Below are 12,855 nucleotides of genomic sequence, written 5' to 3' on the forward strand. Positions count from 1 at the left end.
AGACATTCTATCTGTTGCTATTTAAGCCAATCACCCTTGTTCTGATAGTGGGCAGAACGGGTAAAAGTATTTTTGCTCAATAATACAAATCTGGATAAGTAATTGGTCAGCGAACTTACTGAGAATGATCAAGTACTTATGTAGATTGGTATAACTAGCGCCAAGATGAAAAAAGGCTGACCCTGTATGGGGTCAGCCAATTTATTGTGCTCGAAGGGCTAATTAGCCACCGAAGTCATCCAGTAGGATGTTTTCGTCTTCTACACCAAGATCTTTAAGCATACCGATAACAGCTGCGTTCATCATTGGTGGACCACACATGTAGTATTCACAATCTTCTGGAGCTTCGTGATCTTTCAAGTAGTTCTCGTAAATCACATTGTGAATGAAGCCTGTGTAACCATCCCAGTTATCTTCTGGAGATGGATCAGACAGTGCAACATGCCACTCGAAGTTCTCGTTGTCCGCTGCAAGCGTATCGAAATCTTCAATGTAGAACATTTCACGCTTAGAACGTGCACCGTACCAGTAAGTCATCTTACGCTTAGATTTAAGACGTAGAAGCTGGTCGAAGATGTGAGAACGCATAGGCGCCATACCTGCACCACCACCGATGAATACCATTTCGTTGTCAGTTTCTTTCGCGAAGAACTCACCGAATGGACCAGAGATAGTACAAGTGTCACCAGCCTTAAGAGACCAGATGTACGATGACATGATGCCAGGTGGTACGTCTGGGTTGTTTGGCGGCGGCGTTGCGATACGCACGTTAAGCTTAATCAGGCCTTTCTCTTCTGGGTATGACGCCATAGAGTAAGCACGGATTGAGTGCTCTTTCACTACTGACTCGTAACGGAACAGGTTGAACTTGTCCCAATCACCACGGTATTCCTCTGGAATATCGAAGTCAGAGTATTTGATGTGATGCGGTTCAGCTTCAATCTGAATGTAACCACCAGCACGGAAAGGAACTTCCTCACCTTCTGGGATTTTAAGCACAAGTTCTTTAATGAACGTTGCTTCGTTGTCATTCGAAAGAACTTCACATTCCCACTTCTTAACACCAAAGATTTCTTCTGGAAGCTCGATGTTCATATCAGATTTAACGTTAACCTGACATGCTAGACGTTCGCCTTCACGTGCTTCACCTTTTGTGATGTGGTCAAGTTCAGTCGGTAAGATGTCACCACCACCCGATTTCACTTTAACGCGACACTGGCCACAAGAGCCACCGCCACCACAAGCAGAAGAAACGAAGATACCACTTGCTGAAAGAGCATTAAGTAGTTTACTACCGGCAGCGGTTGTAATCGCTTTTTCCGGATCGTTGTTTACTGAGATAGTAATGTCGCCTGATGGTACTAGCTTAGATTTAGCGAAAAGAATCACTAAAACTAGAGCCAGGATAATCAGAGTGAACATGACTACGCCAAGAATAATATCCATTGACTATTCCTATTATCCTGATTACAGCTGTACGCCAGAGAAAGACATAAAGCCTAACGCCATAAGACCAACAGTGATGAATGTGATACCCAAACCACGTAGACCCGGAGGTACGTCTGAGTACTTCATCTTTTCACGAATACCCGCTAGGGCTACGATTGCAAGCATCCAACCGGTGCCTGAACCGAAACCGTAAACTACAGATTCAAGGAAGTTGTAGTCACGTTGTACCATGAAAGAAACACCACCGAAGATTGCACAGTTAACTGTGATCAACGGAAGGAAAATACCTAGTGCGTTGTATAGCGGCGGGAAGAAGCGGTCCAGAATCATTTCTAGAATCTGTACTAACGCTGCAATAACACCGATGAACGTGATGAAGTTAAGGAAACTTAAGTCCACACCTTCAACAATCGCACCATCTTTTAGCAGTAGGTTGTAAACAAGGTTGTTCACTGGTACCGCAATCGTTAGTACAACGATTACCGCAACACCTAGACCAAAAGAGGTTTTTACTTTCTTAGATACCGCAAGGAATGTACACATACCTAAGAAGAACGAAAGTGCCATGTTCTCGATAAAAATCGAACGAACTAAAAGGCTTAGATAATGTTCCATGTTCCCCTTACTCCTTCGCTTCTACTTGTTCTGGACGAACAATACGGATAGCCCAGATCATGAAACCGATCAGGAAGAAAGCTGATGGTGCTAGTAGCATCATGCCGTTTGGTTGGTACCAACCGCCGTCAGATACTAGAGGCAGAACCTCGATACCAAATAGCTTGCCTGAACCTAGTAGTTCACGGAAGAAGCCAACAGTAATTAGTACGAAACCGTAACCAAGACCGTTACCAATACCATCGATTAGTGATGGTAGCGGTGCAGACTTCATTGCGTATGCTTCAGCACGACCCATTACGATACAGTTAGTAATGATCAGGCCAACGAATACCGAAAGCTGTTTAGAAATATCGTAAACAAATGCTTTTAGTACTTGGTCAACCAAGATTACTAGTGATGCAATGATCGCCATCTGCGCGATGATACGTACACTGTTAGGGATATGGTTACGAACTAACGATACGAAAAAGTTAGAAAATGCTGTAACGAAAGTTACCGCTAGCGTCATTACAAACGCTGTTTCTAGTTTCGTAGTTACCGCCAGTGCAGAACATACACCAAGGACCTGAAGCGCGATCGGGTTGTTGTCGATAAACGGCGCAAACAGGATCTTTTTCATTTCTTTAGTATCAGCCATTGTTCAGGCCTCCCTCACGAACCTTAGCTAGGAAAGGACCGAAGCCCATGTCGCCTAACCAGAAGTCGAAGGTGTGTTGTACACCGTTACCAGTTAGCGTCGCACCAGAAAGACCGTCAACACCGTGGATATCACCAGGGGTTGCACCACCTTTCACTACGCGAATAGCAGGTTGGTTGTTGTCATCAAACAGTTTCTTACCTTCAAACTGTGCGCGCCAGTTCGGGTTTTCGATTTCACCACCCAGTCCAGGAGTTTCACCCTGTTGGTAGTAAGTGATACCAGAAACAGTGTTACCGTCAGTTTCAACCGCTACGAATGCGTACATCATAGACCACAGACCGTTACCGTGAACCGGTAGGATCAGCTTCTCGATGTTATCGTTAGCGTCTTTAACTAGGTAAACAGTTGCCACGTTTGCACGACGAATGATCTTAGCCAGATCTTGATCAGCAGTTAGCTTCACAGATTGCGCTGGATCTTTCGCAGCAGAACGTTGGTCGTACTGTGCAGGTGTTTGACCTGCTTGCGTTTGATCAACAAACTCGCCAGTGTTTAAGTCAACAAGCTTAGGCTCGATGAACTGACCGTATGCTTCTTGAATGTTTGCAGCACCGTCAAGCAGGCCAGCAACAGACAAGATGTTACGCTGAACGTCTTCTACCGCATTTTTTTGCTGTAGTGGACGCAGTGCAACAGCTGCAGTTGATACCACGATCGAGCAGACTAGGCTCAGCGCGACAACAACAATCAGCGTTTTTTTAATGCTATCGTTATTACTTGCCATGGCGAGCTAGTCTCCGTTTGATGTTGCCCTGAACAACTAGGTTGTCAAATAGCGGTGCGAATAGGTTCGCGAATAGAATCGCCAGCATCATACCTTCTGGGTACGCTGGGTTAACTACACGAATCATCACAGCCATTGCACCAATTAACGCGCCGTACCACCACTTACCTTTATTGGTAAATGCCGCTGATACAGGGTCAGTCGCCATGAACATCATACCGAATGCAAAACCACCTAGAACTAGGTGCCAGTGCCATGGCATGCTAAACATTGCGTTAGTGTCAGAACCGATAATGTTAAACAGAGTCGCTGCTGCAACCATACCAATCATAGTACCCGCGATGATGCGCCATGAAGCAATGCCCATGTACACAATCATTGCGCCACCAAGAATGATAGCTAGCGTAGAAACTTCACCGATAGAACCTGGAATACGACCGATAAACGCGTCCATCCAAGTGATCGCTTCGCCAGTAACCGTGTTGATTACAGAAGCTTGACCACCGTTCGCCCATTGGCTAAGAGCAGTTGCGCCAGAGAAACCGTCAGCCGCAGTCCATACTAGATCACCAGAGATCTGAGCTGGGTATGCGAAGAACAAGAAGGCACGACCTGCAAGCGCAGGGTTAAGGAAGTTACGACCAGTACCACCAAAGATTTCTTTCGCAACCACAACACCAAAGGTAATACCTAGTGCTGCTTGCCAAAGTGGAAGTGTTGCTGGAACGATCAGTGCAAACAGGATAGAAGTTACGAAGAAACCTTCGTTCACTTCGTGCTTACGCACCATACAGAAAAGTACTTCCCAGAAACCACCAACAGCAAATACTACTGCGTAGATAGGTAGGAAGTAAGTTGCACCAAGTAGCATTTTGCTACCCCACCCAGCGTCAGCTGTAAGGGTGCCGCCTAACATTTGTGTTAGCCAGTAGTGCCAATCACCTGCAAGTACCGTCGCCAGTTGCTCACCAACGTACATGTGGTTAAGTGCAGAGATTGCTTGATGACCCGTGTTGTACATACCCCAGAACATTGCTGGGAATACCGCGAACCATACCATGATCATGATACGTTTCAGGTCGATACTATCACGGACGTGTGAACCAGTACGCGTCACTTGACCTGGAGTGTACATAAGAGTGGCAAATGCTTCGAAAAGCGCAAACCATTTCTCATGTTTACCACCCGGTTCAAAGTGATGTTCAACGTTTTCGAGGAAATTCTTGAGACCCATGAATTACCCTTCCTTCTCAATTTTGTCCAAGCACTCACGTAGCAATGGACCAAACTCATACTTACCTGGGCATACATACGTACATAGAGCCAGATCTTCTTCATCTAACTCAAGCGCACCCAGTAGTTGCGCGCTATCGCTATCACCAGCACAAAGGTCACGAAGTAACAGTGTTGGTTCGATGTCTAGTGGCATTACTTTTTCGTAGTTACCAATTGGCACCATTGAACGCTCACTACCGTTAGTCGTGGTTGTCATGTTGAACAACTGACCAGGGAAGAATTGGCTCAAGAACGAACGTGTTACAGAGAATTTGTTTTTACCTGGTGCGATCCAGCCCATGAATTCTTTTTCATAGCCTTCACGAAGTGCCGTTACTTGAAGGTGGTAACGACCAAGGTATGCATGTGGACCAACCGCTTTCGTTGCATTCAGAACAGAGCCTGATAGCACACGGATTTGACCTGGCATCATCTCAGAATCAGTGATTTGCTCGATAGCAGCACCAATTTGAGTACGCACAAGACGCGGGTTGTTCACAACAGGACCACCAAGGGCAATAACGCGATCTGTGTATAGCTCACCCGTTAGGAAAAGCTGACCGAACGCGATAACGTCTTGATAGTTGATGTGCCATGCAACATTCGCTGCATCAGCACCGAACAATTTGTGGATGTGAGTACCAACAAGGCCTGATGGGTGTGGGCCGTTGAATACATGCTCTTCAACATTTGCTTCAGAGCTACGAGGTAGGCTCGAACCTGCTTTACAAACCATTACTTTGCCGCTTGTTAAGCGAGAAAGCAGAGTTAGACCAGCAACAAACGCATCGCTTTGTTCGTTGATAATTAACTCAGGGTTTGCAGCTAGTGGGTTGGTATCAATAGCCGTAACAAAGATAGCCTTTGTTTCAGCATCAATAGCAGGCACTTTGCTAAATGGACGGGTACGAAGCGCTGTCCACATGCCAGATTCTACTAACTGCTCAACCACAACAGCACGATCGAGTTGTGCTAGTTGGTCTGCATTGTAGCTGTTAAATGTGATTTGCTCGTTGCCTTCTACATCGATAACAACCGATTGTAGAACACGCTTAGCACCACGATTGATTTCAGTAACCTTACCAGCGGCCGGAGCAGTGAATTTAACGCCAGGGTTCTTCTTATCTTCAAAAAGAACCTGACCTTTCTTCACTACATCCCCTACGCGAGTATGCATTGTAGGACGCATACCAACATATTCTTCGCCAAGCAAGGCAACACGTGTGATGGCATTACCATCATTTATCGCCTGGGTAGGAGTCCCTGAAATTGGGATATCCAGACCCTTTTTTATTGTAATCATACGCACTTGCACTACATTAACGGGAAAAAAGAAATTTTCTATTGCGCAATTAAGACACGACTTTCCATCGTCCGAAGCCGGCTTCATATCCTACACCGACGCCGCAACATCCTATTAACCAGCTCATCACAACTTATTGCGATAAGCTTTTTTCAAGCCCGCGATTCTATCATTAATCAAACGGTTTTTACTATGTTAATCCGTACTTATCGGGGCGAAAATCGGCAATGAATGAGATGGCAATACTTTCAGTAGCGAATAAATTTGAACTAATGCACATTTCGAACTGATAGTGCTTTTGTACATCTCATTTGCACTTGAAGCCAAACATCCACAACAAACAAACAAGTTTTAAACACCGGCAACAAGTGCTCAGCAATCGGCTTGGGAGAATGTGTCTCAACTTTTACAAATTGTTAATCGATATTCACATCTGCATTATCGGTCACCCTGCCATATTCACGTACTGCGATTAAAAACTGCTGGTACGACTCATGGATTTTCTTAATGCTTGGATCTTGTTGGCTCCGTTCCTGTAGCAGCTGCTTATTGATCGTTTTTAAGTGCGACAGAACAGGTTCAGGGAAGGCTTTTAACTGAACATCATGCTCATTGAGCAACACGCTAAGCGCGTTAACATTTTTGACCGTGTATTCATCCAGCATATTCTGGCTTGTTGCACGCGCAGCTGTTTCAACAATGGCTTTAAGATCAGCGGGCAGTGCTTGAAACGCATCTTTGTTGATTAAAAATTCCATATTGGTACTTGGCTCATGCCAGGCTGGGTAGTAGTAATAACGTGCAGCATTATGAAGCCCAAAAGCAAGATCATTGAAAGGGCCTACCCACTCGGTTGCATCAATCGCCCCCGTTTCTAATGCCGTAAATAGCTCCCCTCCCGGTAAGCTAACGGGGATGCCTCCAGCACGTTTTAATACCTCGGCACCATAGCCAGGCAGACGCATTTTCAGCCCTTTAAGATCACTAATATCTTTTATCTCGGTATTGAACCAGCCCCCCATTTGGGTGCCAGTATTTCCCCCAGCCAGTGGGATCACCCCATAAGGCGCATACAATTCTTGCCACAATGCTAACCCGCCACCATAGTGTAGCCATGCATTCATTTCTTGCGCTGTCATTCCAAAGGGCACCGCGGCAAAAAAAGGCGCTGCTGGTATCTTATCTTCCCAATAATAAGCCGCAGAGTGTCCCATTTGCGCTGTCCCTTTAGATACCGCATTAAAGACTTCAAAGCTAGGCACTAACTCCCCCGCACCGTAAACTTTGATCACCATTTTCCCAGCACTTAACCGTGCGACTTGCTCAGCAAAATACTCAGGGGCAAAACCTAATCCAGGGAACCCTTTAGGCCATGAGGTCACTAGTTTCCATTCAACGAGCGGAGTATCAGCACTGCTATCGGAAGAAGCTTCACGATCACATGCACCTAAAATGAAGACAGTAGCTACTATAAGGGCTACGCGGAAAAGTCGCTTTATCATTCAATCTTCCTTGTATCGCACTTTTTATAATTATCGAGACGAGATTGCTGTACAGCGTTACCCGCTCAGTATAGCCAGTGAATGACGATTCGTTTTTGATGATAGAAGATGTTTTAGCGCAATAATGCTTGAGGCATCAAAGATCCCTCTCTTGAAGATAAAAAGATTGTCTACATTTAACTCAAATTGAGCGATAACACACAAAAAAGTACCAATACACACATGGTCTTTCATTACAGTGAGTAATGAGGGAGAAAATAGGGAATGAAAAAGAAGAGGTTTTTCGCTTAATGCACAATCAGCCACTTCACAGCAGCTGATTTGTCACACGCGATAATGGCGTGCTTCGTTCTAAATTCGTTTGCTAATAAGGTATTTATTAGGACATATTCGCCTTACTTACCACCACCGTGGCAAGCTGGTGATAATGGTGCGCCATCCATCATCTTCTTCCATTCAACCTCAGTGTAAGTATGAATAGCCAGTGCATGGATATGGTTAGCTAACTCATCGGCTAACACGCTATTTACCGCACGATGACGCGCTATAAGGCGTTTACCTTCAAATTCAGCACATACAATCACCACTTTGAAATGGCTTTCCGAGCCTGCAGGTACATTATGCATGTAACTCTCATTCACTACATCAAGATGAGCAGGTGAAAATGCGTGCTCTAGTTTTTCAATAATACGTTCTTGCAACATCTAAATCACCGAAAAGGACGACGGGCTGAAAAATCTATGTGACGCATCCCAAAGGTTTTGCGACAATAGCAGTAATTCGTAAACATACCTGAAAGTTATCCGTAATGAAACCAGCGCTAACTCTGCTTGATCGTACCTTGCACCTTTCCCGTTACCCGCAACGTAAAAACGAAACCCTGCAAGCATGGGATGCTGCAGATGAGTACCTGATCAATCATACTCATGACATGGCGCTAGACCCTCAACGGCCAATCCTCATCCTCAATGATAGCTTTGGCGCATTAAGCTGTTGGTTTGCTGAAAAAGGCCAAGTCACCAGCATTAGCGACTCTTATGTGGCCCAGCAAGGTTGTCGCCAAAATTTGGCCGCAAACGAACTGCCAGCAATCACCCAACTCGATTGCCTTGCCACGCTGCCAGCCAACCCACAATTGGTACTCATTAAACTGCCGAAAAACAACCGCTTGCTAACATGGCAACTTCAGCAGCTGTGTCATTTAGTACCCGATGATTGTGTCATCATCGGGGCAGGTAAAGCCAAAGAGATCCATACATCAACATTAAAACTGTGTGAAAAGTTCTTAGGTGAAACCAAAACATCATTAGCGGTTAAAAAAGCGCGTTTAGTCTTTATAAAGGCAGATAAAACACTCGCTAAACCGATGCCAACCCCAAAAACATGGGATGTACCAGAGCATGGTTTTACGCTGACCAATCACGCCAATGTCTTTTCCGGTGAAAGCTTAGATATCGGTGGGCGCTTTTTGTTGGATCACATTCCACAAGACCCGAATCTCAAACAAATTATCGACCTAGGCTGTGGCAATGGTGTTATTAGCTTAAAAGCGGCACAACTGAATCCACAGGCAAACATTACTAGCGTTGATGAAAGTTATATGGCTGCGGCATCTTGCCGAGAAAATGCCAAGTTAAACCTTGATAACCCAGAACAAATTCATGCTATCGTCAATAACTGTTTAGATGGTTTGGAAGCTGACTGGGCAGATTTAGTGTTATGTAACCCACCTTTCCATCAGCAGAATGCGGTCACAGATCATATTGCTTGGCAGATGTTCTGTGATGCACAGCAAGTTCTTCGTCCTAATGGACAGTTAATCGTCATCGGTAATCGCCAACTGGGATACGATGAAAAAATGAAACGCATATTTGGCAACGTGAAAAAGATTGCCCAAAATAGCAAATTTATTATTTACCAATCTGGCAAATAACCAGAACAACAAGCATTTATGATTTGCCGACGTACTTATGTGTCATGGCAGTCGATACTTCAGCTAAGGATAAGAAAATGAAGAAGTTTTTTTTAGTGGCATCTGTTCTTGCGCTATCAGCATGTTCCGCCCCACAAGCACCGCAACTCACACTTGCACCGACACCAGTTATTGCAACCCAAGCGAGTGTTAACGGTACGCATGTTAATTTGACGAGCCAAGATTTGCGCCCTGCACAATTTATCGCTGTGGTTGATACCGGCCGCCAAAATGTAGAGCCAATTCATGCTTCTCAAAACTTACGAGTCACACTGGAAGATGCATTAGCGCGTCAGCTAACCGCACAAGGCTATAAATTAGATAAAAACAGTAAAGGCACGTTGCGCCTTGATATTCTGGAAGCCATGGTAAACGTTAAACACAGCGTAATGAGCCATGAATTAAGCAGCAAGCTACAACTACAACTAGTGGTAGATTCGCCTAAAGGTAAGTTCGTTAAACGCTACGCAGGTAAATCTGATAAAACTGGGGCGATGAGTGCGTCGACTGAAGATATGGAACTGGCACTAAACGGCCTGATGACTGCCGTACTTAACGATATTTACGCGGATGCGGAACTGAATAATTACATGCAGGAAAACCTATAATGCGCAAATTTTTAGCGGCCTTAACCATTATGGCAGCAACAATACCGCTATCGGTGCAAGCGGCAACGCAAGTGGAAGTCAGCACCAACCTTGGTGATTTCACTATTCAACTTGACGAACAAAAAGCGCCAGTGAGTAGCAAAAACTTTTTGCGTTACGTTGCAGATGGTAGCTACGAAGGTACGATTTTTCATCGTGTGATCCCAGGTTTCATGGCCCAAGGTGGCGGTTTTGATGAAGACTTAACTCGCCGTCCATCTTACGAGCCAATCAAAAACGAAGGGGCTAATGGTCTGAAAAATGATCGTGCAACTGTCGCGATGGCACGTACCCAAGATCCAAATTCTGCGACCCGTCAATTTTACATTAACTACCAAAATAACGGCTTCCTGAATGCCAATGCTAACCAAGCTGGCTATGCGGTATTCGGTAAAGTTGTGAAGGGCTTCTCAGTAATTGAAAAAATGGCGACAATTCCTACCACGACTATTCGCTCAATGGGTATGAAAGATGTGCCGCAACAACCTATAGTTATTAAGACAATTAAAACTATTAATAACTAAGTGACGATCACCAGAGTGTGATCCGACACTCTGGTGACTTTATGCTTACATTAATCTCCGATAACAGCCTTTCGCGCAACGCTATTACGCAAGCTGTGCATGCTCATGTGGAAGAGTTCGCCCCTGCCCTTGCGCTTACCACACTCAACACCATCCATGGTCGTACTTGTTTCTCCTCACTCGAAGAGATCTGCACTGAACACCTGCATGAATGGTGGGGACTCGCCATTACAACAGGCCAACCCGATAACCATTATGAATCAACTTACTGGTACTTACTTCACTTACTCGAAGCGATAGAAGAACACCAACTTCTGGGCAATATGTTTGTTCAGCATAAAGTAACTAGCTGTGCAAATTATCTGCTCGGGTTGGGGCCAGCGCCTAAAAATACGCATGGCGCTAGACCATAAATATCATTTAACGTAAAAATAACCGTTACATCCTTGCTTTATTGCCTTAATTCACAATAGATTACCTCTGTAGCGCTCTATTCACCGAGCGTTACAGATAAAGGCTGATCATCCGTTACACTCGATTGGCTGAGTACCTATTCGTCATTGAGGTAAATATGGATCAATCATTAGAAAACAATACAAAATTAGGATGGCGAGTATACCTAGAACGTAAAGTTCTCATCATGCTGGCATTGGGCTTCTCGTCGGGCCTGCCTATTTTGCTTGTTTTCGGGACCCTGTCGTTTTGGCTACGTGAAGCCGAAGTCAGCCGTACCGACATTGGCTTCTTTAGTTGGGTTGCCTTAGCTTATGGTTTCAAATGGATCTGGTCACCACTGATCGACCGCTTCCCTATCCCACTATTTTCACATCTCTTAGGCCGCCGTCGTGGCTGGATGGTATTTTCTCAATTGCTGATTATTGCCTCATTGTGCGGTATGGCTATCAGTAACCCGCAGGTTGACCTCATGCAACTGGCGATTTTCGCTGTGATTGTTGCCTTTGCTTCAGCCTCGCAAGATATCGTGATAGATGCATACCGCATTGAGTTAGCCACAGAGCGCTTACAAGCCGCCTTGGCTGCGGCCTACATGACAGGCTACCGCCTTGCCATGATCATGGCAGGTGCGGGGGCACTGGCATTTGCCGCCTGGTTTGGTTCAGATACCCTCTACGATGTAACAGGCTGGAAAATGGCCTACTTCATCATGGCTGGTTTTATGTTAGTTGGGCTTATCACCGCCCTTTGCATAAAAGAACCAAGCATAGACTCGAGCGCAATCGATAATGTTGAAAAAACATTCCGTCTGTCTTTACTCAACAAAGGGATGAATCCGCTGGCTGCAAAAGGGGTCGCTTGGTTCTATACCGCTGCCATTATGCCGTTCCAAGATTTCTTTTCACGCTACGGACGCCATGCCCTACTTATCCTCGTATTGATCGGCTGTTACCGTATTTCAGATGTCGTGATGGGTGTCATGGCTAATGCCTTCTATGTCGATATGGGCTTTACCAAAACTCAAGTTGCTTCAGTCTCTAAAGTGTACGGCGTTATTATGACCTTGGCGGGAGCAGGCCTGGGTGGGATCATGGTAAGCAAATACGGCACCATGCGTATTTTAGCCTTGGGCGCAGTACTCTCTGCATTTACTAACTTACTCTTTGTTGCCTTTACCTATATGGGAAACAGCATTCCTATGCTAACCGCTGTTATCTCGCTTGATAATCTGAGTGCAGGAATTGCAACAGCGGCTTTCATCACCTACATGTCGAGCCTCACCAACGTCGCTTTTTCAGCAACCCAATACGCATTGTTTAGTTCAATCATGCTGCTTTTCCCTAAGTTTATTGCCGGTTTTTCTGGCATGTATGTCGATAACTTTGGTTATAACACCTTTTTCTTTACGACGGCATTAATCGGTTTACCCGTGCTGGTACTGATTTACTTAGTCAACAAGGGGCAAACAGAAGCTAGCCATGCAAAATAATGTCTGCAATTTTCGTCGTAAATGACTAGTTAGTTAGACGATGTACAATTACATTTTTTGCTCGCCATGCCCCTTTAACCAGAGATAACCCCAAATAGGCATCAACAAGACGCTCATTCTTGTTGATGTCAAACCATCTCGGCATTCATGCCGTCTAACCTAACGATAAAACCGCACAAAAAACCACCACAAAACG

General features: G+C 45.1%; 13 protein-coding genes. 5 read left to right on the top strand and 8 right to left on the bottom strand.

Features of this window, described 5'->3' with window-relative positions; translation table 11 throughout:
• Positions 1–222 precede the first annotated feature (222 nt).
• From nqrF to bolA, 8 genes are all read right to left on the bottom strand, one after another.
• Positions 223–1,446, bottom strand: a complete 1,224-nt coding sequence (nqrF, locus tag L4C35_RS08230; RefSeq protein ID WP_428462432.1) for an NADH:ubiquinone reductase (Na(+)-transporting) subunit F — start codon at positions 1,444–1,446, stop codon at positions 223–225.
• Positions 1,447–1,467: 21 nt separating this feature from the next.
• A complete protein-coding gene (gene nqrE, locus L4C35_RS08235; protein ID WP_048898159.1) occupies positions 1,468–2,064 on the bottom strand; it encodes an NADH:ubiquinone reductase (Na(+)-transporting) subunit E in 597 nt (198 codons plus the stop codon).
• A 7-nt stretch (positions 2,065–2,071) separates the two neighbouring features.
• On the bottom strand, positions 2,072–2,704 hold the full coding sequence (locus L4C35_RS08240; RefSeq protein WP_428462433.1) for an NADH:ubiquinone reductase (Na(+)-transporting) subunit D: 633 nt from the start codon (positions 2,702–2,704) through the stop codon (positions 2,072–2,074).
• Positions 2,697–3,491, bottom strand: a complete 795-nt coding sequence (locus tag L4C35_RS08245) for a Na(+)-translocating NADH-quinone reductase subunit C (RefSeq protein WP_428462434.1) — start codon at positions 3,489–3,491, stop codon at positions 2,697–2,699. Before L4C35_RS08245 ends, L4C35_RS08240 begins: the two co-directional genes overlap by 8 nt.
• Complete coding sequence (locus L4C35_RS08250; RefSeq protein WP_428462435.1) at positions 3,481–4,725, bottom strand: NADH:ubiquinone reductase (Na(+)-transporting) subunit B; 1,245 nt, start codon at positions 4,723–4,725, stop codon at positions 3,481–3,483. Before L4C35_RS08250 ends, L4C35_RS08245 begins: the two co-directional genes overlap by 11 nt.
• Before the next feature lie 3 nt (positions 4,726–4,728).
• On the bottom strand, positions 4,729–6,069 hold the full coding sequence (locus tag L4C35_RS08255) for a Na(+)-translocating NADH-quinone reductase subunit A (protein ID WP_428462436.1): 1,341 nt from the start codon (positions 6,067–6,069) through the stop codon (positions 4,729–4,731).
• A 416-nt stretch (positions 6,070–6,485) separates the two neighbouring features.
• Positions 6,486–7,571: a TRAP transporter substrate-binding protein gene (locus tag L4C35_RS08260; protein WP_428462437.1), complete on the bottom strand. Its 1,086-nt coding sequence runs from the start codon at positions 7,569–7,571 to the stop codon at positions 6,486–6,488.
• A gap of 395 nt (positions 7,572–7,966) precedes the next feature.
• Complete coding sequence (gene bolA / locus L4C35_RS08265; protein WP_428462438.1) at positions 7,967–8,275, bottom strand: transcriptional regulator BolA; 309 nt, start codon at positions 8,273–8,275, stop codon at positions 7,967–7,969.
• Positions 8,276–8,379: 104 nt separating this feature from the next.
• Between bolA and L4C35_RS08270 the strand changes: the two genes are divergently transcribed.
• The 5 genes from L4C35_RS08270 to L4C35_RS08290 all read left to right on the top strand — a co-directional run bounded on the left by L4C35_RS08270 (position 8,380) and on the right by L4C35_RS08290 (position 12,659).
• Positions 8,380–9,504 (top strand): methyltransferase, encoded by a 1,125-nt coding sequence (locus L4C35_RS08270; protein WP_428462439.1) that lies wholly within the window; start codon positions 8,380–8,382, stop codon positions 9,502–9,504.
• Positions 9,505–9,581: 77 nt separating this feature from the next.
• The gene (locus L4C35_RS08275) at positions 9,582–10,151 is read left to right on the top strand and encodes a YajG family lipoprotein (RefSeq protein WP_428462440.1); all 570 of its coding nucleotides are present in this window, start codon (positions 9,582–9,584) and stop codon (positions 10,149–10,151) included.
• Positions 10,151–10,714 (top strand): peptidylprolyl isomerase, encoded by a 564-nt coding sequence (locus L4C35_RS08280; RefSeq protein WP_428462441.1) that lies wholly within the window; start codon positions 10,151–10,153, stop codon positions 10,712–10,714. Before L4C35_RS08275 ends, L4C35_RS08280 begins: the two co-directional genes overlap by 1 nt.
• A gap of 41 nt (positions 10,715–10,755) precedes the next feature.
• Positions 10,756–11,127, top strand: a complete 372-nt coding sequence (locus tag L4C35_RS08285; RefSeq protein WP_428462442.1) for a hypothetical protein — start codon at positions 10,756–10,758, stop codon at positions 11,125–11,127.
• 158 nt (positions 11,128–11,285) lie between these two features.
• Entirely contained in the window at positions 11,286–12,659 is a 1,374-nt protein-coding gene (locus L4C35_RS08290; protein ID WP_428462443.1) for an AmpG family muropeptide MFS transporter, read from the top strand.
• The last annotated feature ends 196 nt before the right edge of the window (positions 12,660–12,855 follow it).

Origin of the sequence: Photobacterium kagoshimensis, from assembly GCF_050337045.1 — a bacterium.
In the GTDB taxonomy this organism is placed as follows: domain Bacteria; phylum Pseudomonadota; class Gammaproteobacteria; order Enterobacterales; family Vibrionaceae; genus Photobacterium; species Photobacterium kagoshimensis.

Bases quoted from the DNA above. Each gene is read 5' to 3' on its own strand.
- nqrF (WP_428462432.1), bottom strand. From the start codon at position 1,446: ATGGATATTATTCTTGGCGTAGTCATGTTCACTCTGATTATCCTGGCT.
- nqrE (WP_048898159.1), bottom strand. From the start codon at position 2,064: ATGGAACATTATCTAAGCCTTTTAGTTCGTTCGATTTTTATCGAGAAC.
- L4C35_RS08240 (WP_428462433.1), bottom strand. From the start codon at position 2,704: ATGGCTGATACTAAAGAAATGAAAAAGATCCTGTTTGCGCCGTTTATC.
- L4C35_RS08245 (WP_428462434.1), bottom strand. From the start codon at position 3,491: ATGGCAAGTAATAACGATAGCATTAAAAAAACGCTGATTGTTGTTGTC.
- L4C35_RS08250 (WP_428462435.1), bottom strand. From the start codon at position 4,725: ATGGGTCTCAAGAATTTCCTCGAAAACGTTGAACATCACTTTGAACCG.
- L4C35_RS08255 (WP_428462436.1), bottom strand. From the start codon at position 6,069: ATGATTACAATAAAAAAGGGTCTGGATATCCCAATTTCAGGGACTCCT.
- L4C35_RS08260 (WP_428462437.1), bottom strand. From the start codon at position 7,571: ATGATAAAGCGACTTTTCCGCGTAGCCCTTATAGTAGCTACTGTCTTC.
- bolA (WP_428462438.1), bottom strand. From the start codon at position 8,275: ATGTTGCAAGAACGTATTATTGAAAAACTAGAGCACGCATTTTCACCT.
- L4C35_RS08270 (WP_428462439.1), top strand. From the start codon at position 8,380: ATGAAACCAGCGCTAACTCTGCTTGATCGTACCTTGCACCTTTCCCGT.
- L4C35_RS08275 (WP_428462440.1), top strand. From the start codon at position 9,582: ATGAAGAAGTTTTTTTTAGTGGCATCTGTTCTTGCGCTATCAGCATGT.
- L4C35_RS08280 (WP_428462441.1), top strand. From the start codon at position 10,151: ATGCGCAAATTTTTAGCGGCCTTAACCATTATGGCAGCAACAATACCG.
- L4C35_RS08285 (WP_428462442.1), top strand. From the start codon at position 10,756: ATGCTTACATTAATCTCCGATAACAGCCTTTCGCGCAACGCTATTACG.
- L4C35_RS08290 (WP_428462443.1), top strand. From the start codon at position 11,286: ATGGATCAATCATTAGAAAACAATACAAAATTAGGATGGCGAGTATAC.